Here is a 24,506-nt window from a genome sequence, read left to right as displayed (position 1 = left end):
TTATAATAAAACTAATAAATAAATATCTATCTATTTATACTAATTCTTCTTTAACATTACAACTCTTTTCCCCTTATCTTTTAGAGAATCCAGAGTTACAACATTCTTCTTGTTTTTGAGTAGGGACGTGATATCCGCACTTTTTCCAATAATTAAGATATGTGATTCCTGCTTAAAAAGGGGAAGCCCATATTCCCAAAACTCTTCTACCCAATTCGTTTTCGTTATGGGATCAAGAGTTATTATCCCATTATCAATAGTATTGGGGGGAATAATCAAGGATAAATTTAGCCAATCTGCTACTGGATATTCTTTTTGAGGTTTATCTACCAAATTATAGGAAGCTATACGCAAGCTCAGTACATCACGGCTGGCAAATATATACTCTTTGATATTAGAACCTTTTTTCTCAGACAAATACTGGGATAAGTGTCCTTGGCCGGGATTATAAAATAGACAACTACCTCCCCAATTCTGTTTTCGAAGGAGTTTTCCTGCCAGGTTCATTTCGAAGGATAGGTTATCAAAGGCGGGAATATTGTAAACAGTGCTAAGTGTGTAATCAGTCTTTTGAATCTGAAATCGTCCCTTATGTCTAATATAGAGGCTAATATCACTTTGATAGGGAGCAGATTCTTGAGGTGCCTGGTAGATGACTACTGTATGCTGTTTTGTTGCTTCTTTGTGACAGATAGTATAACCACTGTCTTGAATATCCTGTATGACCATATCTGCTAAAGTGTTAACAATAACAAAGGCTATATAACCTTTATCATTAAGTAAACGGTTAGAATTATTTATAAAATCCTTAATGACCGGTTCTCCAGCTTTAGCTGGAATGTTAGATAATATTAAATCATACTTATCCTCAGGACTATCTATAAGGGCTAATCCAGTAGAAGCTTGTACATCGATTTTGTTTTTTTTGGCATTATGAAGGGTGAACTCTACTGCCAAAGCGTCTCTATCCTGTACAAAAACCTGTAACCTGGGAAACTTCTTTTTCAGACATAAACCGAGAGTCCCGACTCCACAGCCAATGTCATATACAGAAGTTATTTGAGACCAATCTATTTTTTGAGCCAGGGCTTTTAGAAAAAACTTTGAACCAGCATCTATGTCAAAACTGCTAAACAATCCATGGGAAAGACTGAATTTAAGGTCTTCCCCATAGAATTTAAAGGAAACCTCTTTGTTAACTTTATGAGGATCAAACATCCTTATTTGTTAACCCTTTCTACATATTCCTTAGTTTCCGTGTTTACCATGATCTTTTCACCTTGCTTGATGAAAATAGGTACTTTGACTTGTAGACCTGTTTCGATTGTACAGTTTTTGGTCGTTCCTTGGACAGTATCACCTTTTACGGCTTCTTCGGCTTCAGTAACGACGAATACCATTTTTGGGGGGAGTTTTATATCAAGAACTTCTTCGTTCCAAACAACTAAGCGGAAAGTTTCGCCTTCCATCATAAAGTACCCTTGGTCTTCAAACCCTTTAACAGGTACACCAAATTGCTCGTATGTTTCAGAATCCATGAAGTTATAAGTTTCCCCATCGCTATAAAGGAATTGAGCATCCTTATCAACTACATCGATTTCTTCTACTTGATCCTGAGTCTTTCTAACTTCTTTAAGTACAGAACCAGTTCTTACATTCTTAAGTTTTAGTCTAGAGAAGGCAGATCCCTTTCCTGGGTTAACAAATTCTCTTTCTGCCACGAAATAAGGTTCATTCTTATAGAATAAAAACATACCTTTTTCAATTTGGCCTGCTTTAATGATTGCCATTGATCTTCCTTAAGGTCAAAATTTCACAAGATTATATCAGATAGAGGAAAATTAATCACCCCTTGTATTTTTTCGATATCTAATAATACCATAATTAATCTGTCAAAACCTACTGCTACACCACTATTAGCGTGTTGTTCATTGCTTATCTTATTTATAAAATCAGAGTCAATACGAATACGTTCATCACGGGATAGTTTGGACTTTGTTTCTTTTTCATAGTAATCTTCCAGTAGTTCCTTGTTATACTCTTCTGTGTAACAGTTACCAATTTCGATACCATTGATATAAAGTTCCCATCGTTCGTAGTAGGGCTTATGGGCTAAAGGTTTTGCCAAGGTAGGAATTTGAATTGGATAATCTTTAATATATACCATTCTATCTTTTGGTATATTATCTTCTACCAGGCTCAAGAACAAACTATGGAAACTTTCTTCCCAGGTATCACCTGTCGTAAGATCAAATTGTATACAAGCTTTATTTAATAGTTCTCTATCAGGTTTAAGATCCAAATCAACCTGGGTATATTGTTTGAATATATCTCTCATGTTTAAGACTTCAGGTTCATTATTGGCCCAGGGGGCTTTATATTCTTGACCTAATGTATAAATGATCTCATTAGTAGTTTGGATATTATCCAGATAATTAGCCTTATCTCTATACCACTCGAGCATGGTGAATTCTGGGGAATGATGGTGACTGATAGATTCTTTATTGCGGTAGGATTTCGCAAACTCATATACAGATCCCCATCCCCGGGCCGTTAGTTGTTTGAGATACAATTCCGGACTGGGTAACAAAAAAAGAGGTTCTGCTTCTCTGTATGGTGATTCTAAATAAGTAACAAAGTTGTCAATATGACTTTCAGGGATAATTCCTTTGGCCATAGAAGGGGTTTCTACACTTATAAAACCCGATTCTTCAAAATAGTTTTCAATATATCTTTTAATCTTGTTACGAATGATCTGAGTCTGTCTAGTCATCGTTTCCGTTGTTGAAAATTCCTGATAATAGGTCTGATCCGTTTTTACCCAGCTTCTCAAACATTTTACTTACTTCATTAAGACCTTTTACAAGGGGATCATTGCTTTTATTCATATCAGCTTTATAACTATCACCAGCTTTCTGCCATATCTTCCATAGATCATCATCTTCTGGTTTTTGATGAGGATAATTGCCTTCATAAATCTTGTTATAAGCACCAGAATCTACCCAAGACTTTATCTCCGGTAATCGGATAACAGGAAAAGGATGGGTTTGCCACATAACATTCAATAATTTATGCACACCATCAATAGCATCACCTGAACCTTCATATTCTGCGGCCTGTTCTAAAAATTGGTTGATATCCATTTCTCCAATGTTATTGCCACCTGCTAATTTCATTAATGTTCTATAGGATACATCTGGATCCTGAACGACAAGCAGCTCTGCTCTGTCTGCACTTAATTCACTTTTTCTATCCCATTCCCGTAGGGCTGCTACAACAGGAAAAATTGCCAATTGAGCTATAGGTAAGGGCATTAATTGAGTAGAAAAATTCACTAGTAACCACATCAAGGTCTTATATAATACATGTCCACTTTTGATGTGACCTATTTCATGTCCAATGACTCCAAGTAACTCATCATCTGTTAAACTGGAGACAATAGCACTGTTAAGAGTTATAATAGGTGTATTGACACCAAGAGTTGTTGCATTCATGACAGGACTATAGACGACAAATGTCTCTGGAACCTCTTCCATATCAAGGATTTTAGATGCTTCTATGACAAGTTTGTGAACTCTAGGATATTGTTTCTCTGTAACTCTGACACCATTTGCCAAGTACAATAGTCGTAGAGATTTATCTGAAGTGAATTTCAAGAAGAATTTGATTAATTCCTTAAAGGCAGGTATTTTTTCCAAACTTTGAATTGCTGCAGTATCTGCTGGATGCTCCCATGCTCTAGGAGATATACCGGGGAAATATTTTCTATTTTGGCTCACTTTAACTTCCTTATGTTTATTTTAAAACAATATACTCATCAAAACATCGAAAATCTATTACATTTGCAGAATGAAGTTAGATTTAGGACACAAGGTAATAAGTTTCGATGATGATATAATTGATTTAGGACTAAATACGAAGGCCTGGAATGGGGGAGAAGAGTGTTTGATTCGAGATCTGGAAAATCAAGGCCCCCTTCCTTCCTGCCTTATTATAAATGAACGATATGGTGCTTTAAGTATGGCCCTTCCTATAGAAAAAGGGGTATCCCTCTTTGATAGTGCCTATTATAAAACAAAATCTGAACATAATTATAGAATGAACAATGCCCAGGAACGAATACAAAGCAAGGGGATCATGGATGATATTTCAGGGAACTATTCCGCTATCGTGATCAGTCCTCCTAAGGAAATATCATTATTACAACATTACATTACATTAGGCTTATATCATTTGCATGACAATGACTACTTATATATCCCTTTTATGGATAAGCACATGAGCAAGGCACATATACAATTATTTGAGTCTTTTTGTGATGAGGTTTTTGTTTCAAAGGGCTATAAGAAAGGACGATATTTAAGGGGGGTAAAGAAAAACTCTCTAAAAAAAAAGCCTCTCTTGCAATACACTAAAACCACTTACAGGAATATAGAGGTCATTAATTCGGAGGGCGTTTTTGCTTCAGGACGAATTGATAGGGGAACTCAATACTTATTAGATAATTTGCATATCATTCCTTATTCTCATAGAGTCTTGGATCTGGCCTGTGGTGATGGTATTTTGGGAATGTCCTATAAAAAGGAGCATTCCGATTGTACTATAGACTTTGCAGATGCTTCTCAATTTGCATTAGATAGTACTCAGTTAAGCCTAAAAGCAAATGGACTGGAGGCTCGTCATCTGTACTGGTCTTCCTCCTATGATGCCATTCCCAATGAGAATAAATATGATTTGATCTTATTAAATCCTCCCTATCATATGGGTAATTCAAAAACTACCCAAATCGCTATACAAATGATGGAAGAAAGTTACCATCATCTTAAAGATAAGGGGGAACTATGGGTTATCGCTAATAATCATTTAGGTTATGATAGGCATCTTTTTAGACAATACTCCCATTGTCAGGTTAAACTTAAAAACAATAAATACCATATACTAATGGCTAGAAAGGAAAGATAGTGGAGTCCGCAAATACAAAGATCTATATAATTAGATCAAAATCACAATCTAGTGATTCAAAGTTTATAGAAATAATATCTGATCATGAGTGGGAGCAGGATAAATATCTACACTTGTTTAGTGGTAAAATTATTTCCATCAAGTCAAAAGAAGGGAAAACCGCTTCTATCAAAGGTATTGCTTTTAAGGATCTTCGGGTAGATGACCTGTTAATTCCCTATGATGATAGCGTGAACTTTAGTTCAAAGTTCTATGGTATAAAGGTAAATCAGTTTAAATCTGCCTCCACAGACAGGTTAACTCTCAAAAAGTGGAATAGTATGGATCATCCTTATTGGGGTTCTGTATCAGTAAATATTGATTCGACACCTAAAAAAGTAGATAAAAACAGGATTATGACCCTATCCCTACGCAAAAAAATTGCCTTGGCCCCAGGGTATAATGTAGAACTAAGTGATGGATCTGTATATTACATTTTAGCCCCTTTGGATTTGGCGGCTACTAACTTGAATCGTTTTGCACAATTTTTATCTAATCACCGGGGAATCACTATATATTCTCTCTACTTTGCTCTCTATAAGATAAATAGGGTAGTTGCCATTCCTCAAGGTGAAGACCAGATAGTCTTCCCTCATACTCTTAAATATGGATGTTATATATGGGAAGAAGATTACCATAAAGGCTGTCTCTCTAAACTGATAAAGTTTTGCAGATATTTAGGAGGCAGGAATAAAAAGGAAATTCTTGAGCGTTTAGGCCTCCAGGATAACTATGTGAATAATCTTCTGTCCTATGGAATAGAAAAAGAACTTCTGAAAGTAAACAATATTGGCCATTATATTGTGGCAAATGAAGAGGAATCCTCTCTTTTGTCTCCCTTGGGTTCTTCTATTTTACAGAAAATAAAAGATTCTGGTCTCAAGGGGATTATGATTCAGGAAGACCGTAACCCCTTACATGCCCATATCTATGAACAATTAATGACTTCAGACTTAATAAGTACCCTAGGTAAAGAATATCTCCTAGATAAAGTGGTAGTTCAGAATCTTATTGATGAGCTACGACAAAAAGTGGGGGATCAGGAATTGACTTTGGACCATATAAAAGAACAGACAGATTGGGGACGTAAAAAGTCTTTTGCTCTTCTAGAATATCTCTATTCTGAAGGCTATGTAGATTGTCTGGAAGAAGGCAGACGTTTTGTCTAAAATCTCTTTTTTAGGCTTGATTCTATCTGTATGGCTATTAATGAGCTGTACTGAGCATAAGCCTCAAATTGTAGACACTTTTTGGCAGATTAACCTACGTCATAATCCCGCTACTCATGAAATGCAAGAAGAATTATCCCTATATGTAACTGGTGATGATTCTGATGGTATGGAAGATCTTAAAGCATTATATATCATCAATGATCAACATCACAGATACTGGAATATCCTTGCTTCTGAGTGGGATACTCATCAAATCAGGGAAGAACAGTGGGTTGGATCCAGTAGATTAGTTAATGGTAGGAAACCTCACTGGGATAGGGGTGTATACCGCCTCATCTTAATGGATACAGGAGGAAGCCAGGATGAACGGGATATTAATATCAATTCTAATATCTTTGAATGGCAAAGTATTCCCTTTCCTTCAATTCAGGTCTCACACGAGGGGATTCGTATTGAAGGTGATCAAAGGGAATATTTGATTTTCTATTATGATGTGGATGGAACGCTCATTTCTTCTATTCATACCCTTTCCGGGTATAGTACCTGGGATCAATTAAAACCTTCCTCACAGGATACCATCGATTATATTGAAGTATACACTCTCTGGGAGGAGGAAGGGCTTGGTTTAATTACTGGTCCTTATGTTATCCCTCACGCTTAAGGGCTTTAAATATCCTGACTATAATATCCTTTAATCTATCAAGAAAACCTTTACCATAGCGTTGTGAATAATCCCTTGCTGCATCTTTTACGCTTACACCATCACCGTACTTCCTTTTAAGCTCATCCCAATGTCGAACAATCCACACATAAAGGTCAGCCTCCGTACGACCAGGAAATCGGCTTAACAAGTCTTCTTCTTTGATAGCTTCCAGGATGGGAAGAAAAATATTATCAAACCAGGACTTTGTTGCTACTTTGAGACTTATTTCATGTTTATGTCCCATATTTATGAAATATTTATGGCCATGGATATGACGTATAAGTTCATCATAACGTCCGGTAGCTGTGAAATCAATTCGTTTCATATCAATGACTGAACTGATGTCCTTATATTTCATGAAAGACTGTCTTTCATACATAATAATGGCTTGTCTCAGATTATCGATGGTCATATCTTTTGTGACCTTGATATGACTGGATAACTCTGTTACTTCCGCATCAATAGCTTCTACTTTTTGCTGTTTGGCTACACTGACCCGGTGATTCCCATCACGTACAAAATACACATCACCAATCTTATATAGCTTGATAGGAGGCAGGATCACTTGTTTTAAGTGGGCTTTATCAATACTCTCCCATCGTTTTCTTAAGTGATCATGACGGGGTAAAAAGGCTTTGTTAAAATCAGAATATCTTCCTTCTGATCCTACAATATCCTTGATAGATACAACCTGCATTCCCCGATATACCTGATTGGTAGGTCTAACCAAATTCTTCACATCATCAAAAGATAGCAATTGCTGTTTTTCAGGTTTGATAATATTAAGGATTTTACCAAAACGTGCTCTTACACGGGCTTTGTTGAAATCATCACTCGCTTGATAGTTAACTAGGTTATCACTCATTCGGTACCTCTAGGTCAATGACAATATGATCATAGGCATTGATTATAATAGTTTCATAGTATCGGCTTTGACGCTTAGCATTTAATTCATAAAGGTGAATATGGCCGTGAATCAGGTATTTAGGTTTAAATACCCTCATAAACCACAAAAAAGCTTTAAATCCAATATGACAGGGATCAGGTTTATCATGAATTCCTTTCGGAGGGCTATGTGTCAACAATATATCGAGATATCTTCCATATTTTATTTTATTATAGATAAGTTTTGGAATGAGTTTGAAACAATTCAAGTACATTCCCAGATCGGTATATTGATTGTCATCCCCATTGTAACGAATACTACCACCCAGTCCTGCCATCAGAAGATTCTTTGGGGTTCTTATCACTTTGCCGCCCACATAGGTCGCACCAAAATGATGTTCATATTGTACCGTATCCATCCATGCCCTGGGATCCATCTCAGAGGACTTCTTTTTGTAGAAATTGAAACGCTTAAGGTGATGATTACCAAAGACAAAGTAGCATGGTTTGTTCAAACTACTTACAATAAAACCATAATATTCCAGGGGCAGATCTCCCGCCCCTAATATTAAATCTACATCTTCAAAACGTTTCTTGATAGAATTAGAGTAAACTAAAGGATCAATATGATCGGCTACAACTAAGATTTTCAAGCAAATACCCCTATTTTAAGTAATTCTGAAGCTTATCCTTATTCATCAAATCCACTGGTCTTGACTCTGCAAAAGTAATGGCCATTCTTGAAAAATTAGAACTTGAGAATATAATAGCACGGTTAGCCCCAAGGGATTTCATTTCTTCATGAAGATCACGGATGATATTTTCTTCAATCATATCCGGTATACGTAAGAAACGAATAAGTTTAGGCATCTTTCTTGTGTTACGCCACTTAGCAGAATCACCTTCGATGGCAATGATTTGCGATCCATTAGGAATTTCTTTGATATCCTGAACAACAAGACCCATTTTGACCACTGCGTTTTTACATAGTTCCATAAAATGTTCTTTACCGGCTGTCAGATAGTCTTTCATTTGATCATCAACACGTAAGTCCTGATAAGAACTTAACTTTTGAGACACATCTTTGAAATTCGGTTTTACACCATAAATCTTTTCCCATTGCTCAATAGCTTCATCAAATTTTCTTGTTTTCTCATAAGCTAAGCTTAGAAAGTAACGGGCATAAAGAGTCTCATTGGCTTTGGGATCAGTAGCGAGTTTTATAGCCCTTTCTAATTCACTTATGGCTTTTTCCGGAGTTTCTATGCTTAAGTAACAGGAACCCCGTTCAATAAGTGATTTTATCTTGAGATCTGGATCCTTTTGAGAGCTCTCAAAGCATTTGAGTGCAGCTGTATACTCCTGGCGTTCCTTTGCAATACGCCCCAAATAGAAGTGTGCCTGCCCATTTTCCCTGTTATACTTCAAGGCCTCTGTAAAAGCATTTTTTGCTTCCATAGAACGTTGATTCCTGTAAAGAATTAATCCCAGTCTAAAATGGCTATCAGAATGACGGGGATTGATCTCTAAAGCCTTCTTATAATAACCAACAGCTTTATCTCCTCTATTACGTTCTTCAAAGAGAACTCCAGCATTGTAAAAATGTTCCGATTCATGCGGTTCTAATTTGATAAGTAATAGATATTCTTTAAGAGCTTCTTCATGTTGGTTAAATTTCTGAAATAAAGTAGCGATTTCATTGCGAAACTTCTTTTCATCGCACATACCGTCAAAGTTCCCAATAGAGTTAACCGTCTTATACTCCATAAGGGCCAATTCATTCTTGTTTTCCATCTGATAAGCTTTACCAAGAAAATAATGAGCATCTAAACTACGCGGCTCTTTAGCTATAATCTGCTTTGCTATCCGAGCTGCTGATGCTGTTTTGCCTGACTTAATTAAATCGGCCAATGTAGATATCCTTTTGGGGGCTATAAGACTTTTCACGATATAAGCAACAAAAAATCCAATAGCGACACCAAAAACGATAACGAAACCTATTAGCGGTGACATTAATACTCCGAAATAGTGATATAATTTAATGAAAGATTAATTCCTTTTGGAAAAAGTGTCAAATAATCCGATATTGGGGATAATGGACATGAAACGTATTTTACTATTATTAGTTAGTGTAGTCTTTCTGAATCTAAGCTGTTATGGTCAGAATCTTGTAGATTCTGGTGAGCAGGCTTTGATGGAAGGAAATATGGAAAAGGCAGAGTCCTTATTCCTGGCAAGTTTGGGACAGAATCCTTCCCAAGGTAAACCCTATATCTATCTAGGGTTTATATACGAGAAATCTGGAGCTAGAGATAAGGCTGTGCAGATATTAAGCAGAGGTTTAAATCAGGCATCAAGCCATTTAGCTCAGATAAATTATAACTTGGGTAATGTTCAATTTGCTCAAGCTAAATATGACGATGCAGATAAAAGCTATTCTGAAGCGATCCGGATCAATAGCAGTTATGCTCCCGCTGTTCTGAACCGTGCTAATTCTCGGCTACAGCTTAAGGAATTCCAGGATTGTTTGAATGATTATATTTTGTATCTTAATTTAAAACCCGATTCCTCACAAAAAGAAAATATAGAAAAAGTCATTGCTTTGTTGCAGCAATATATGGCAGAAGAAGAACAGCGTAAGCTGGCAGAAGCAGAAGCCAAGCGAATTGCAGAAGAAGAAGCAAAAAAACAGGCCGAACAAAAGGCAAAGGATGAAGAACAAAAGAGATTGGAAGAAGAGGCTAGACAGAAAGAGGAAGCCGCAAGGCAACAGGCCCTTCTTGATGACATCTTAAATTCATTGCAGAATGCCGGTGATAATACAGAAGGGATATCAGCGGAATCAGAAGGTTTAGAAGATTATGATTATGACATTGATATTGAAGACTAAGGGAGGAAATGAATGGACAACAAGATCAAAATAGCTTTAATAATCCTAATTAGTATTCTATTGATTGGATTGGGAGTATTCCTGATTACTCATAGAGGTGGTTCAGAAGAAAATTCAGCAAGGGATAATGCCCTGGCCTTAGCTACTGAATACCTTGAGGAAGGGGAATTTCAACGGGCATTAGATTTGGTTGAAAAAATATTACTGGATAATTTTGATGATCAGGAAGCACGGGATTTAAAAGATAAGATTCTTGAAGCCAAGAGATTGGCAGAAGATTCGGAATATCAAAAGAAACTGGATGATGAAAAGAAGCGTAATGATCAACTAACGGAAAGCTTGAAGGATATTTCCAATAGAGTGCAGTCTCAGCCAGCAGTCACCACCCAGCCCAAGCAACCAGAAAAACAAAATCAACCAGCCAAAGAATCTGAAGAAGATAAATTAAGCAAGGAAGTCGCTGAGTTAATCAAAAAAGGTTTAGCTGCTTTGGATAAGGATGATTTTGATCAGGCTCATAGTTATTTTAATCAAGCAATAGATAAAGATTCTGATAGTGGAGAAGCCTATGCCTGGAAAGGGGAAACATATTTTAAGGAAGATAGTGATGATTCACAGAACCTGGAACAGGCCGTAAAAAACGCGAATTTAGCATTAGACAAATCTCCTCACTTCTGGGTTCCTTATTATACCTTAGGTCAGATTTATGAAAAAACAGATCAATGGGATGATGCAGTACGTTCCTTTAAGGATGCTAAGCGCTATAATCCGAATGATGCAGATATTCTCTATGAATTAGGAAAGGCTCAGTTCCGTGCCCATTTATTCAGTGATGCCTTATTATCCTTTACTGCTTGTGTCAAACTGGATCCTTCACGAAGTAAAGCTTACTTTAATAAAGGGGCCACAGAAAAAGTCTTAAAAGATTATAGAAGTGCCGCTGAAAGCTATGCTAGAGCTTATAAGATTGATCCTAACTATGGATCTGCCTATTTTGAATATGCACAGATCCAAAAATCACTAAGCAAGATGGATTCTGCAATAAGAGCCTACAAAAAAGCATCTGACTTAGAACCTACTAATGTTAAGTTTTTGCAAGGTTATGCTTTTGCCCTCTATCAGGCCTCTAAATATAGTGAATCAGAAAGCATTTTTGCTAAGGCCCTTGCTTTACAGCCTGATAGTCCTGAAACCAACTACAACATGGCCAATGTTAAACTAAGGTTGAACAAGGCCAGTGATGCACTTAATTATGCTGCGAAGGCTGTAAAGGCTGAACCTAGTAAAGCTAATTACTACTTTACCCTAGGTGAAGTAAGTGAAGCTCTTAATCAAAAGGATTCTGCAATCACCAGTTATCTGCAAAGTGCCAAGTTGGATCCTCAGTATGCCAGTCCTCTTATCAATCTAGGAAAGATCTATGATGACAGTGGTGACTATGATAAGGCTTTAGCTCTATTGTTGAAGGCTAGTTCTCTGGACTCTAATTCTGTGGCTGTACACAACAACTTAGGTAATGTGTATTTGCATAAAGAATTATACCCACAGGCTATCGAAAGTTATAATAAGGCTATTAAAAGTAAACCTGACGCAACCTTAATGCGTTACAACTTAGCCAGTGCTTATATAGAAACCAAACAATATGAATTAGCCCAAAGCGTACTTCAGGATTTGATCAAGATTGATAGCAACTATTGGGATGGGTATTATCAATTGGGTAAACTGTTCTTTACAACAGGACAAACAGATATGGCTAAAACCATCCTCCAGAGTTTGTTAGATAAGAATCCTAATTATGATAAACGGGCAGAAGTAGAACAAATCCTACAGTAAACGACCTAGTAACTGAAATAATTCCTCTCGGCTGATTTCATACCAGATGGGACGGCCGTGAGGACATCTATGAACAGGAAGACTAATAGCTTTATCGATGATATCTACAGCTGTTACAGCGCTAATAGGATCTCCGTCTTTGATTGCTTTACGACAGGACATGGTAGCATATAAATCAACCATTAAATCATCTGAATTGCCTTCGGGAGAGATAAAAAACTGGATTATGGTATTTTGTAAAGAGGCTACTCTGGAAGGAAGAGCTTCCAGATTCCATATCCCTTCCGATTCCTGTGATATTTTAAAACCTGCTTTATTTAAGGATTCCTTATAGGCCATTATCTTTTGTTCAGATTCTTCGGGCACTTCTATACGCTCAGGGATAAGCAGTTCCTGGATTGTCCCTGGATCATTTTTATATTGTTCAAACAATATCCGTTCATGGGCTGCATGTTGATCCATAATATAAAGTGTTGAGTCCATCTCAAAAATGAGAAAAAGGTTCATAGATTGACCTAGATAGGTGAATTTATTCTCAGGTTTAGTGGACTTCACATATTCGAAGGCTTGGCTAAAGGAACGACTTTCCTGTCGTAGTTCATATTTATTGGTATTTTGCTGGGGTAAATAGGAAGTCGGCTTTTTATAGACCTGTTTTACTTCCATATTGTTTAATTCTTTTTGATAAGTATTTAATGGTAATTGGGTCTCTTTAATGGAAAACCCTGCCAGATAATCCCTAATCATCGTCACTACAGAATGATGAATTTCATTCAAATTACGGAACTTGGCTTCTTTTTTCGCTGGATGAATATTGAAGTCTATCAAATGGGGCTCTATATCAATAAAGAGAAAAGTAACAGGGAAGACTCCCCCTGGTAGTACTTGCTCATATCCATAGGTGATGGCCTGTATAAAAGCGAATTCTTGAATCTTTCTCTTATTAACATAGACTTGAATGTATTTGCGATCCTTCCTGTTTAAGCCAGGTTTCCCCAATATGGCCTTAATGGAATAACCATTCCCTTGCCAGTCTAGCTCATCAAGCATGGACGTCTCTATCTTGTCATTATAGACATCTTTAATACGGTCGAGCTGAGTTGTCTTGAAAAGAAGATCCCTTTCTTTATTATCAATAGTCATTCTAAATTCTATATTGGGGAAGGGAATGGCCTTTTCATGAAAGGTGGTACGACATAGGGACGTTTCAGAGGCTGGTCGTTTGAGGAATTTCTTACGAGCGGGGAGATTGAAAAATAACTCCTTAGCTTCAATAATTGTTCCCTGTTGACAAGGTGCAGGCTGTAAAGACTTTACCTTACCCTCTTCAATCCTAAGTTTATATCCCAGATCAGAAGTATTTGACAGTATTTCAGTCCGGGCACAGGTCGCAATACTCGAAAGAGCTTCTCCACGGAAGCCCATTGTTTTCGTTGTCAAAAGATCATCTTCTGTTCTGATCTTTGATGTGGCATGAGGTAGAAAACATAGTTCCAGATCCTCTTTTGTCATCCCGCAGCCATCATCAGATACACGTATAGAATCAATACCCCCCTGTTTGATTTCAAGAGTTATTTTATCCGCACCACTATCGATAGCATTATCTAATAGTTCCCTCACAATAGAATAGGGCCGGTCAATTACTTCACCGGCCGCTATCTTGCGGGCTACATTATCTTTTAAAACTTCTACACGTTGTCTTTCATTCACAGTCTGCACTAAAAATTTATCCTGGTCTCAATAGTATAGGATGGCACAATCTTAGGATTTTTTTGAGAATCTGTTTGAATTTTATCAGGATTCTCTTTATCAGGCAATGTCGTTGTTCCTGCCATAAAAGCAATGTCTAAACCTTCTGTGACTGGGTAAACGATTTCACCCTTGATAGCTGTGAAAGCATCAAAAAGTGATAAATCTTTACCATTTCCCTTGTTTTGAATCGTAGGAATGAAGTAGGTCCTCTCATAGCTCACAGATCCGTAGAGTCCTAATACAGGGATGACCCCTTCCTTCACACTTAGTTCCAGTTTGAAGTAATCCTCATCCTTAGTTTTGAGATTATCACTTTCGTCGATCTCCCAAGGCCATAAGTATCCTGCAGACAAACGAATTGCATCAAATAGATTAATTCCTGATTCCCCATATATTCCCATTGTAGTTATATCATATTCGCTATTATCAGGATCGGATAAGTAGGAATACATTTGATAGATATACTTCCCTTTCGTCCTGTCGTAATTAGCATTGAAGTAGGGAAAGGCAAATGTATTACGTCCATAGCGATAATCTAAACGATAATCTACAATAAAAATGTGACCTATAGCACCTGTCATGGCTCCCCAGTTGTAAAGCTTACTATCCCTGTAGATATAATCTGTCTGAAAACCGTTGGAAAGGTGTTGACTGTTGTCACTTGGATTATCCATGCTTTCTTTTAGATAGGGGATAACCGTTCCTCCATCAACGAATAATTTGAACCCGAAGAGGGAAGTCTGAACATTAATTAATGACATATCCAGTGAGGTTCCTACCATAATAGGTTTACCGTAAGGATCTTTATTTTCCATTGTTTCTATTGTTTCTATTGGATCTGTATCTGCTATCACTGTATAACCCAATTCAAAACCAGACCATAAAGGACTGATACTAAAACGACCTCCCATGATGTCGGGATCTCCCAAGTCATCTACAACAGCTTCCATTCCTGCCTTTTTCCCTTTTAGGCCTGCATTAATACCAACTTTTCTAACAGCAGGAAAGTCTATATCGTTCGCATAATTGTTCATTAGGAAGCCATCACCAATGGTCATGGTTTTTAGATTTCCAAACTTCAAATAGAAGTTATCAGTTTGAGGATCACCATATTCAAGATATCTAATCTTAAGGGCTAAATCCTGAAATAAGTCTGTATATAAGTCATAATCATTATCTTGATCAGAACCAAAGCTCCATTCATTATTACCACCTGGTTGATACCAGTTACCCGGATCAAGAATATCTTTGGAATATACAATAGGCAGGTAGAGACCCAATTTTAACTTACCAAACACGAAACGAGGTTGTATTATAGCTTTAGAGTAAGTGGTTTCACCTACAGTCATCGAACCTATTTCAAGATCAAATAGATTAGCAAATCCTGCAAACATACCACCTCCCTCTGGAGTTGTTGTATTTCCAGGAGTTTTATCAATGGGTTGTTCTGTTATAATGGTTTGATCTGTTGGTTCTTCGGTAGCTGGTTCTTCCGGAGTAGGTTCTTCCGGAGTAGGTTCTTCTACAGTGGTTTTCGGTTCTTCTGGGGGCGTCTCCTCCTCACCTGTTTTTTGTTCTGTGGATACTTCATGTCCAGGAACATTGTCAGGAGATAAACTTTCGAAGTCCAGATTCTCTACCAGATTACTTAATTTGGCGGCAGGCCATACCGTTGGTTGAAATACTTCACCAAAGGTATCAACACCCTTTCCTGTAGGAACGGCAACAGAGGTACCTGTTTTAAGGTTGGTAACTTCTACTAATCCATCAAATACAAAAGTGGCATCAACAACCCCTTGGGTATACTGCATAGCAAAATCAGTTCCCCGTACACCTGCTATGGCGGTCTGTGTTTTTACTGTATAGGATTCATCACCAACAGCCCTTGCTGCAACAGCACGCATCTTACCACTCACTAAACTAAAGGTGTTAGAAGTAGCTTGTTCTCTTCCCTGTAAAGCATCAATAGAAAAGACCGTATCCGGTGATAATTTAACAATAGTACCATTCGGCTGCAATTCGATTTCCACATTTGATAATCCTGTGTCTATGGAATATCCCGGTGTAAGCTCCATTCCGAACTCAGGAAATAATTCTGTATTATTATCATCATAAATAATGAGCGATGTCTCATCATCATAGTACACAAGCGTTGCTACAGGATCCTGGTTCTGAGCATAAGTTAGTGTCCCTATTATCATAACTAATAAATAGATAATGTAATATTTCTTATTCATCTGTGAGGCTCCTTAATACAAGCTTATGGCTGTTTCGAGTTTTGTAGAAACGTCCCAAGCATCTTTGTCAGGTTCATGATCATTGTTATAAGTCAGATTATACAATAATGATACAACAGCTGGTCCTGTCTGGTAATTAATTCTGGCCCCTATAAGGGAGTTATCCAGTTCAGATAGATCTGCCCATTCTTTTATTTCCCTTTTATCATAGGAGGCTCCAAAGCTAAGATTGGGAAGTAATCCGGGCTTTACCTCAAAGTAAGTAATGAGATGAGGATAATTCAAATAAACCAGATCTGTAGTATCAGGATCCTTTTCATCCTTAATGACTTTTTGAAAGGGTGATTCTACGCTGACATTCATGACAAGGAGGTCTTCTATCATGGATAATCCCAGAGAGGCTAACCATGATTGGTAGGGATCCATTACATCCTTAATGATATTTTTGGTTATTAGGTATTTTGAAGCTCTGTCCAAATCGTAACTTTGGTTAAAGTATGTTGGTAGGAAGTCTTCTCCCATGATTCGTATCTGGCCACCATAAGTCACTATTTTAACTAATCGACCACCGGCTCCTATCATTCCTCCCAGCGCTCCTTCTTCGCTTGCAATATCTCCGAAGAGGGCTAAGGAAAGGGTATCACTCATGAGCAAAGGTTGCTTAAAGTCCAAGCCTGTAACAAATACAGTTTCTTCTTTATTATATAATTTGCTTTCATCAATCCCTGTTGTATCAGGATTATCAGATCTGTCTTCGACATAGTGGAAGGGGGCATTGTCCAAAACTATTGTATATCCTAATTGAAACTGTTTAAGGATTTCATTTTCCATAAATCCCATAGGACGGGCATATAATCTACCTCCTATAACATCGAAGGCTGCTAAGTTCCCAACGAAGGATTCAAAGCCAAAATAGGGCAAATTAAAAAGTGCTGAATCTAAATCAAAACTCAAACCTAAAGGTTTAATTTCAGGACGGAAGAGCATGTTAGAATAATTACCCATGATAAAACCATTACCGAGGGTGGCATCCGATATGGCTCCAAACTTAGCATATATGTCATCTCCCTTATTCCCATAACGAAGGTATAGGATTTTACTGAAATACAATTCTAGCCAATCTTGAAAATCCCCATCATCCTCAGGGACCCAGTCTTCCTGTCTTAAATCAAACTCAGGATTACCTACGGCATCACTTTTTAATTCATAGTTCAATACCAGATCTAAACCAATTCCTATTTTACCCATACTCAAATCAGGAGCTAAACTCAATGTGTTATAGGTAATGTCATCTATGCTTTCCACGCCTAATCCAACGCTAGCCCCAGTTTCGGTGGAGGCCGTTTGGGAATCAGACCACGCTGGCAGAATAAGAATAGTGATGGCTGCAAAAATTAGATATGTTTTTCTCATGCACTTTCTCCTTACTAATATATAACCTTAATAATAATAAAATACCAATATTTAATACTGAATAATTGACTGAATTCCCGTCCTAAAACCATAGGTAAGAATATCCTCCTGTGTATAATATCCCAGGTCAAGGTAAACTTTAATACTTCCTCGTTGCTTTGCAAGAATAACTTTGGTCTCATGTCCCAACCAGATTTCATAGCTCTTATCTCTTAACCAATAGCTATTCAGCCTTTCTGTATTCTGTACAGATTGTGATTGTATTAAGCTTTTGGGGACATACGGTAATACACTATGACCCATATAGGCAGTTTTTGTTTGAAATTGCCATTCCAAATCCATACTTTTCCACTGCCCATCAACAAATTCATATTCTATATTACTGAGGTATTTTTTACTCTTGGTGATTTGAAGAGTGACTCTGTTCATGCCTGAAAAAGTCACATCCTCCTTGTTCCATGAGATCCTGTATCGGTGGTTTTGTATATCTGTCAGGAAAAAAGGAATTTTCAACCAATGGCTTTGAGTCCCCAATAGATTAATACTACTGCTTTCCAAACCTAAACTATATTGATAGTCATAATTAATGCTATCTTCATAGGCACTCGTCTTTGTTTGGGCGGAGGCCGTTATAAAGTTGGGTGCAATTAACTCCCATGGAGAGAAGCCTATATCCCTCTTTATACTTACGCCCCCTTCAGGAGTGTATAGGATTTCCTGTTCCTTTTCCCTTTCCACATAAGGTTGATAGAATAACTCCCTATACCACTGGCTTAAAAACTGAGGCCAATCACTACGCCATTGATCGAATCCTGCCTCTTTTTGAAAACTAATCTCACGGTTGGAGGCATAGGTAACGCTTTTCTTTAAGGACTTACTATAATAGGGGGTTAAAGAAAAACCTCTGCCATATATGGGCAGGCTCATCTTGATTGCCTGGGTGCTTTGCTGTGTATAGGGGCTCTTCCTCAGGGTGTTGAGGCTTTGGCTGATACCAAGTTGGGGAGCCAAAACAGACCACCGGAATTGGGTCTGCAAACTGTCTGTATGATAGGATCTTTTATAGCTGGTTGAATAATCATATAAGTCATAGATAGTGGATTGCCATGGGTAAAATTCTTTATCCTTATCAATAGTATCTATTTGTCCCAATGACAAGGCGTTGTTGAGAGCAAAATTAAACTGTGGCTTTGAGTATTGTAGTTGAGATTTATAACTTTTACTGGTGCTATTGTCATAGTTAATGCCTTGCCGATAGCTCAGTGATCCTTGCCCGGGGATTGTGAGACTATATTTATTACTATGGCTCCCTCGTGAATCATAAGTATCTGTTAGACGTATATTTTTATCCCACAAAGCAAGGGTTCCCTCATTCTTTATATCCACATCGTTGCTACTGTCGTCATAGTAACTATGGTCTATGGATAAATCGTTCCAAAGGATATCCCATTTCGTATCAAGAGAATAAACACTATTATAATACTCCCCATTGTAGGCTTTGCCTGTCCATTCCACATTGGTATTCGGTATATAGGGATGCTTAGGGAGGGAAAGGAGGGTATTTAAATTGGTTGAAACATAGGTATCCACCATATAAATACTATCTTGCTTTCCCCCATAGAGCAGGAGCTCGTCGACCAATAATTCTATTGTATCAGCAGCTGTACTTGATAGGATTAGTCCATAGGCCTCTGTGTCATAGGGCCAGTCTTTTGTTGGAAATCGTAACTGTTCCCACTGGTTTAGTATTAACTCATCAGCTTCCACAGTCCAATCCTGGGTACGCCCCTCACTGTCAAAAAGGGTAAGGGTAATGGTCTCAGGAGAGGTAATGCCGTCTAAGGTATGAATATAGAGGGACCATTCTTCATAATCCTTAATGGGCATGGGAGAGGTGAAATAATATTTTGAATATGCTTTTACGGTAGTAGGATTGGATTTCTTCCAATGCCAAAGGATGTTGTTGGTTTTATTATCAATAGATAAAATCGTAAGGGCCGTATTTTGAAGGGATATTTGAGAGTTAAGGGGGCTCTCCCTAGAGAGCGAACTTTCTGATTCTGTGGAATCAATGACACCATTAAGGAGTCTTATCTCAATAGGACTAACTGCAATTTTTCCCGTAATAGCAGTAGCTGAACTATCGTAAAAGATGATTCGATAAGCGGTGGCATTATTCAGTAACTTTCTATCCCCATTATTGAGTTCTAATGTGAAATTCTGCCAGTCCATTAGGGAAGAATCCCAAGTCCCTAATTCATACGTAACAAGAGTCTCAGAGTTTTGAAATACATTATTATCATCAAAGTCTTCTCCCTTGTCATAATACTCTCCATAATTTAAACCTGTCTGGGTATAGAGATCATCATCATAGGCCCCGTTATCATTGACGTCTTCTGATAAAGTACCTATTTGAAGGTAAATGTGACTATTTGTGCTCAAATTGCTGTTATCAATGTTCTTAATGCTAAGGGTTATTTCAGATATATTATTGCCTTCATAGAGGGAGGGTAGCAGATGTTGGCTTCCTACCCATGATTGAGAAGGGGTTAGAGAGAAATCAAGAATATTAATATTATAAGGAATGTTATCATCACCATAGGTAACATAAGGACCAGACTTATCGCTTTCTTCATTATAAGAGGAGGATCCATAAGAACTTAGTATCAGGTTCCCATATTCATCATATTGAGAATAGTCTTTATACTTCAGGATTCCCTCATTAGTGCTTGTTAAACTATTCCCATATACTGTTGATACAGGAGGGGCACTGGGAATCTCATATCCCCAATAGTAGCTCAAGCGTATGCTGTCCTGATCGAAGGTTTCGAATTCGTATAAGCCGCTAGTATCTGTATAAATAGTATTGTATTGAGGGGTTACTTTAAAAAAAGTATTCCCATCATCATAACTCAGTTGCAAAGCAGAGTTTATATAGGCACTATGTTCTGATTCGAAGCTGGAATATTCTGAATTTGTTACATTGTAGCTTCCCTGAAGATTGCCTTGAAGGTTCACTCTATCGTTAATATCGTAAGATAGCCCGGATGAGGCATAGATGGAACCTTCCTTACCATCAGAGGTCTCACTAGTATAGGTAACATCGATTGTATCGTTGGGATAGATGATCTGGCTAAAAGTAATGTACCCTGTATCGGGGTTAAAACTATAGGACTCTGTTCTATGACCATTAATATAGATACTAAGGGAATCTTCAAGTACTCCAGATCCCAGATAGTACTGGTATGACTGTTGTGTTTCTGACAGGGCAGCGAGAAAAAAAGTAGGTAAGAAATTATTTTCAGGAGAGTATAGTTCTGGGACATCCTTCCCTAGGGGATAATCATTACTATCACTAGATTGAATACGTAATGCATTGGTTGATAGGATTGGTTCGTAATCATAACTTTCAATGGGATCTGCTGTATTACTGAGCGCATACAACTCAAAGCTTGTTATAGAATCATCAAAGTCAGAGTACACATTACGGGATTCAAAGGGGTTGAACTTGGACGGGTCATAAAGGACGTAATAGTCCTTTCCCTGACTGATCCCTTTCCATACGAGATTTACCAGTCTTCCACTTTGATCTGTTCCAAGGTAGGAGGTTATTGAAAAATTAAAATTTATATAGGGTAAGTCTAAGTCAATAAAACCGGAGTTACCATCTGGGAGGCTATTTAAGCCAATATTACTATCTCCGACGGTATATCCTGATTTTGTATAGAAGATTAATACTTTTCCTGATGATTTTGCGTTTAACACAAGGAGATTAGACGCTTGCCTGTACTGGTATTCCTCTGGTTCTAGTTTGGTATAATGATCGTCAGAGGCAGGATCTTCATCAATGTATTCTCCCTTTCTATTCTGAATGTAAATTTCCAGGTCCTGAACATTGTCGTCCGGGAGGTGAAAGTATTGTCCTTTGCTATAATCCTTCAGATTAATAGAGGTTGAACTTGTTTTCTGATTACCCTTGAACCGGGCCGTTTGTACTGTTTCTGGAGAATAACGGAAGATGGTTTCCCATTTCGCCTTATCCGTTTCTGTTTTTAGCTTAATCCCTGGAGAGTCATAGGTTTGAGAATTGGTTATCTGGTCAGCGTATTCATCCATATTAATACTGGTATTCCCAAGATAAAATTGCTTTACCAGCTGATCTTCTCTTCCTTCATAACCAAGCAAGTAGGTGTTATTGTCAAAACCACCTAGATAACTTACCTCTGCCAGTAATTGATCATAGATACGGAGGGATGCTGTAAAGTCTGGTGTTTGAGTAAACAAAAAACCTTCCTCAAAACTGGGAAGGTTCTGTAAATAGCTCCCTTTTGTAGAGGATTGTGTATAGCCCAGTCCCATTAGCATATCCAGTGTCCAGGAGCCTGTGACAAATAACTGATAATCTCCACCAGCATCCTGCCATAGGGTTTCACTGACTTCTTGTTCTTGAGAATATAGATTTATGAAGATTGATGGTATTAGTAATAAAACTAATAAATACTTCCTCAAGTAATCTCCTTTATTTATACGATTCACTTTGGTATGTTCAATTATAAAGAAATTACAAGAGGAATGGTATCATTTGAGACCAACTTCATTCTCAACAGGAAAGATGGTTAGATCCTTTATTTTATAGGATTCATTGATTTGGAAAAACTCAAGGAACGTATCCTTTGCTTCAATGGTCAAATCAAAGTAATGGTATAAAGGTTCAAATCTGTCATCTTCCACTTTGATTTCGAAGCTAAAAGTTTTGCTTTGACCAGCATAGGCAGCTTTAACAGGATAAGGCCAAAAAGTATAAGTTCCTGCTGTTGAAGGAACCATTTCATAAGGATTAAGCCAGTTATCGTCAATTGATTTTACTAATTCTCCATCAAGCCACAAGCTTATCTTTGTTTCAGAGATAGGACAGAAATTAGTACCGTTAAATAACCGTCCCATTATGGATGGAAAATTAAAAAAATCGCCCTGTGGAACGGAGGGTTTTTCTTTCATCGTTGTACTGGCGGAAGGCCTTTTTCCTTTTGACACAATTTCAATGGCTTCCCATATTAAGGCTGTAATGTCTGCTTCCTTCTGCAATTTATCCTGATAATTAACTTCGTGATGGGCTAAGCCTCTACCGGATATAACATATTCAGGTCTAACACGATTTAATACAAAACAAATGACATCTAGTTTGCACTGATAATTTCTACAGAAATCTGTATTACCTTTGGCTATCTCTTCTTGAAACAGGTCTTCTACCCGTTTAATGACATAGTCTTGCATTAAGTTATGGATTTGCATCAAACTTACCTCCCATTTATAGTTTAACTAGCTTTATATTAGCGTGCAAGGAAAGATTTTTCAGGACCAATTGCATTTGATAGGTTCAAAGGCATTAAAAGTCTTATCTTTCTGAGGGATGAAGTAAAATAATGAACATTCTGTTTGTTGAATACAGATTCTGAATTCTCAAAAGGAATGACGGAATTCGATGTTTGAATGGGGAATTTTACTTCAAAGTTAATATTCTCGGGTATATCCAGAATAATCTGGTTCTTAACATCTGTACCCAGTAAGTCTTTTATGCTCTGTTCTATCTCTTGTTCACATTTGTGACGTTCATCTAGCTGTGTTAATTGCTGATGAAGATTGTTGTTACTATCAAAATCCATTTCTTCATGAATTACATACTGTCCAGGATTTTCGCTAGCCTGAATTAATGTCTGAATGGGGGCTGATAGGTCTCTTGTCATGTAATGAAATTCTCTATCATCCTTGTAATACAGATTATCAGGATTGATCTCCCTGTTCTCTAATCCGAGATACACAGCTTTTTTAACTAAAGCAGTGGCAATTCGTACCTGGGGATGCCAGTAGACAGATTTGTACATCTGATATTTGGAGAAAAGTATATTCTCAATAGACATAATTCCTTTATTCGTTAGTGATATTCCATTAGAAGAGTGAAAACGCAGGTTATGGAATATGTGATCAATATCCTGTATGCCATAGGGTACACCACAATAAAAGGCATCTCTATTGAGATAATCCAGCTTGTCAGGGTCTAGTACACCTGAAAGAATATTACGATAAAGGAGAAAATCTGAATCAGCAGGAAGAGGGTGATGGTGATCGATGATGGATACTACATCTTTCGGCTTTATTTTAATCCGTTCAAGCAGTTGATGGATTTCAGAGTTCATTATGATACGTCCTGTTAGGATCTCATGATCGACCAGAGGAAGTTCTTTAAAACTATGTGTATAGGGAAAATGCCCTAAGTCATGAAGCAAAGCTGCTACAAGAAAAGCCTTCACATGGTAGATGTTTAACTCAGGACAATTAGGCTTAATGATAAGAGATTCAATAATCTGTTTGGCTAAATGGAATACCCCTAAACTATGGTTAGCTCTTGTATGGGTAGCTCCTGGATACACGAGATAGGTAGGACCTAATTGCTTTATATTATGCAACTGTAAGAACGGCTTTGTCTTGATAAGTTCAGCGAACTCACTAGTGAGATAAATATGATGCCATAGGGAATCCCTGATAGGGACCACAAAATCTTTGTCAAAATATTCATGTATAATATGATTTGAGTGCATATATAATCCTTATTAAAAACTAGT

Annotated in this window: 18 protein-coding genes; 5 read left to right on the top strand and 13 right to left on the bottom strand. The window is 37.5% G+C overall.

What is annotated here, in order from left to right:
* Positions 1 to 39 precede the first annotated feature (39 nt).
* From K345_RS22310 to K345_RS20310, 4 genes are read right to left on the bottom strand one after another with little or no spacing between them, the layout of a single operon-like run.
* Complete coding sequence (locus K345_RS22310) at positions 40 to 1,218, bottom strand: methyltransferase (RefSeq protein WP_028973775.1); 1,179 nt, start codon at positions 1,216 to 1,218, stop codon at positions 40 to 42.
* A gap of 2 nt (positions 1,219 to 1,220) precedes the next feature.
* A complete protein-coding gene (gene efp / locus K345_RS0108355; RefSeq protein ID WP_028973774.1) occupies positions 1,221 to 1,784 on the bottom strand; it encodes an elongation factor P in 564 nt (187 codons plus the stop codon).
* Between the two features lie 29 nt (positions 1,785 to 1,813).
* Positions 1,814 to 2,773 carry an amino acid--tRNA ligase-related protein gene (locus K345_RS0108350; protein ID WP_028973773.1) on the bottom strand — a complete coding sequence of 320 codons (960 nt, stop codon included), beginning with the start codon at positions 2,771 to 2,773 and terminating at the stop codon, positions 1,814 to 1,816.
* Entirely contained in the window at positions 2,766 to 3,779 is a 1,014-nt protein-coding gene (locus K345_RS20310) for a M48 family metallopeptidase (protein ID WP_053228158.1), read from the bottom strand. The genes K345_RS0108350 and K345_RS20310 overlap by 8 nt, the downstream gene beginning before the upstream one ends.
* Before the next feature lie 70 nt (positions 3,780 to 3,849).
* Between K345_RS20310 and K345_RS0108340 the strand changes: the two genes are divergently transcribed.
* The 3 genes from K345_RS0108340 to K345_RS0108330 are packed head-to-tail and all read left to right on the top strand — an operon-like array spanning position 3,850 to position 6,834.
* Positions 3,850 to 4,962 (top strand): class I SAM-dependent methyltransferase, encoded by a 1,113-nt coding sequence (locus tag K345_RS0108340; RefSeq protein ID WP_028973772.1) that lies wholly within the window; start codon positions 3,850 to 3,852, stop codon positions 4,960 to 4,962.
* Positions 4,962 to 6,170: a hypothetical protein gene (locus K345_RS0108335; RefSeq protein ID WP_028973771.1), complete on the top strand. Its 1,209-nt coding sequence runs from the start codon at positions 4,962 to 4,964 to the stop codon at positions 6,168 to 6,170. Before K345_RS0108340 ends, K345_RS0108335 begins: the two co-directional genes overlap by 1 nt.
* Positions 6,163 to 6,834, top strand: coding sequence for a hypothetical protein (locus K345_RS0108330; protein ID WP_028973770.1), 672 nt, complete (start codon positions 6,163 to 6,165; stop codon positions 6,832 to 6,834). The genes K345_RS0108335 and K345_RS0108330 overlap by 8 nt, the downstream gene beginning before the upstream one ends.
* On the opposite strand, the gene K345_RS0108325 is transcribed toward K345_RS0108330, so the two are convergent.
* Genes K345_RS0108325 through K345_RS0108315 form a run of 3 tightly spaced genes read right to left on the bottom strand, consistent with a single transcriptional unit; the run spans position 6,818 to position 9,774 of the window.
* The gene (locus K345_RS0108325) at positions 6,818 to 7,741 is read right to left on the bottom strand and encodes a hypothetical protein (RefSeq protein WP_028973769.1); all 924 of its coding nucleotides are present in this window, start codon (positions 7,739 to 7,741) and stop codon (positions 6,818 to 6,820) included. The two genes, K345_RS0108330 and K345_RS0108325, sit on opposite strands and share 17 nt — an antisense overlap.
* The gene (locus tag K345_RS0108320) at positions 7,734 to 8,414 is read right to left on the bottom strand and encodes a metallophosphoesterase (protein ID WP_028973768.1); all 681 of its coding nucleotides are present in this window, start codon (positions 8,412 to 8,414) and stop codon (positions 7,734 to 7,736) included. Before K345_RS0108320 ends, K345_RS0108325 begins: the two co-directional genes overlap by 8 nt.
* 10 nt (positions 8,415 to 8,424) lie before the next feature.
* Positions 8,425 to 9,774: a tetratricopeptide repeat protein gene (locus tag K345_RS0108315; protein ID WP_028973767.1), complete on the bottom strand. Its 1,350-nt coding sequence runs from the start codon at positions 9,772 to 9,774 to the stop codon at positions 8,425 to 8,427.
* Between the two features lie 88 nt (positions 9,775 to 9,862).
* Between K345_RS0108315 and K345_RS22305 the strand changes: the two genes are divergently transcribed.
* On the top strand, positions 9,863 to 10,651 hold the full coding sequence (locus K345_RS22305) for a tetratricopeptide repeat protein (RefSeq protein ID WP_028973766.1): 789 nt from the start codon (positions 9,863 to 9,865) through the stop codon (positions 10,649 to 10,651).
* 12 nt (positions 10,652 to 10,663) lie between these two features.
* On the top strand, positions 10,664 to 12,484 hold the full coding sequence (locus K345_RS20300) for a tetratricopeptide repeat protein (RefSeq protein ID WP_053228157.1): 1,821 nt from the start codon (positions 10,664 to 10,666) through the stop codon (positions 12,482 to 12,484).
* On the opposite strand, the gene mutL is transcribed toward K345_RS20300, so the two are convergent.
* The 6 genes from mutL to K345_RS20290 form a co-directional block, all read right to left on the bottom strand.
* Complete coding sequence (gene mutL / locus K345_RS0108300) at positions 12,476 to 14,203, bottom strand: DNA mismatch repair endonuclease MutL (protein ID WP_053228156.1); 1,728 nt, start codon at positions 14,201 to 14,203, stop codon at positions 12,476 to 12,478. The genes K345_RS20300 and mutL overlap by 9 nt on opposite strands.
* Complete coding sequence (locus K345_RS22300) at positions 14,203 to 16,473, bottom strand: FecR family protein (RefSeq protein WP_053228155.1); 2,271 nt, start codon at positions 16,471 to 16,473, stop codon at positions 14,203 to 14,205. Before K345_RS22300 ends, mutL begins: the two co-directional genes overlap by 1 nt.
* Before the next feature lie 12 nt (positions 16,474 to 16,485).
* Positions 16,486 to 17,886: a hypothetical protein gene (locus K345_RS0108290; protein WP_028973764.1), complete on the bottom strand. Its 1,401-nt coding sequence runs from the start codon at positions 17,884 to 17,886 to the stop codon at positions 16,486 to 16,488.
* A 51-nt stretch (positions 17,887 to 17,937) separates the two neighbouring features.
* Positions 17,938 to 22,395, bottom strand: coding sequence for a hypothetical protein (locus K345_RS0108285; RefSeq protein WP_028973763.1), 4,458 nt, complete (start codon positions 22,393 to 22,395; stop codon positions 17,938 to 17,940).
* 69 nt (positions 22,396 to 22,464) lie between these two features.
* Entirely contained in the window at positions 22,465 to 23,178 is a 714-nt protein-coding gene (locus tag K345_RS0108280; protein ID WP_028973762.1) for a late competence development ComFB family protein, read from the bottom strand.
* A gap of 38 nt (positions 23,179 to 23,216) precedes the next feature.
* The gene (locus tag K345_RS20290; RefSeq protein ID WP_053228154.1) at positions 23,217 to 24,482 is read right to left on the bottom strand and encodes an HD domain-containing protein; all 1,266 of its coding nucleotides are present in this window, start codon (positions 24,480 to 24,482) and stop codon (positions 23,217 to 23,219) included.
* Positions 24,483 to 24,506: the final 24 nt, after the last annotated feature.

Origin of the sequence: Spirochaeta cellobiosiphila DSM 17781 (assembly GCF_000426705.1) — a bacterium.
Classification (GTDB): Bacteria; Spirochaetota; Spirochaetia; order DSM-17781; family DSM-17781; genus Spirochaeta_E; species Spirochaeta_E cellobiosiphila.
This window is presented reverse-complemented; position numbering and strand designations above follow the sequence as displayed.

What these genes read in the sequence shown, in the direction of transcription:
- K345_RS22310 (WP_028973775.1), bottom strand. Translation starts at nt 1,218, where the DNA reads ATGTTTGATCCTCATAAAGTTAACAAAGAGGTTTCCTTTAAATTCTAT.
- K345_RS0108350 (WP_028973773.1), bottom strand. Translation starts at nt 2,773, where the DNA reads ATGACTAGACAGACTCAGATCATTCGTAACAAGATTAAAAGATATATT.
- K345_RS0108340 (WP_028973772.1), top strand. Translation starts at nt 3,850, where the DNA reads ATGAAGTTAGATTTAGGACACAAGGTAATAAGTTTCGATGATGATATA.
- K345_RS0108325 (WP_028973769.1), bottom strand. Translation starts at nt 7,741, where the DNA reads ATGAGTGATAACCTAGTTAACTATCAAGCGAGTGATGATTTCAACAAA.
- K345_RS0108315 (WP_028973767.1), bottom strand. Translation starts at nt 9,774, where the DNA reads ATGTCACCGCTAATAGGTTTCGTTATCGTTTTTGGTGTCGCTATTGGA.
- K345_RS22305 (WP_028973766.1), top strand. Translation starts at nt 9,863, where the DNA reads ATGAAACGTATTTTACTATTATTAGTTAGTGTAGTCTTTCTGAATCTA.
- K345_RS20300 (WP_053228157.1), top strand. Translation starts at nt 10,664, where the DNA reads ATGGACAACAAGATCAAAATAGCTTTAATAATCCTAATTAGTATTCTA.
- K345_RS22300 (WP_053228155.1), bottom strand. Translation starts at nt 16,473, where the DNA reads ATGAATAAGAAATATTACATTATCTATTTATTAGTTATGATAATAGGG.
- K345_RS0108290 (WP_028973764.1), bottom strand. Translation starts at nt 17,886, where the DNA reads ATGAGAAAAACATATCTAATTTTTGCAGCCATCACTATTCTTATTCTG.
- K345_RS0108280 (WP_028973762.1), bottom strand. Translation starts at nt 23,178, where the DNA reads ATGCAAATCCATAACTTAATGCAAGACTATGTCATTAAACGGGTAGAA.
- K345_RS20290 (WP_053228154.1), bottom strand. Translation starts at nt 24,482, where the DNA reads ATGCACTCAAATCATATTATACATGAATATTTTGACAAAGATTTTGTG.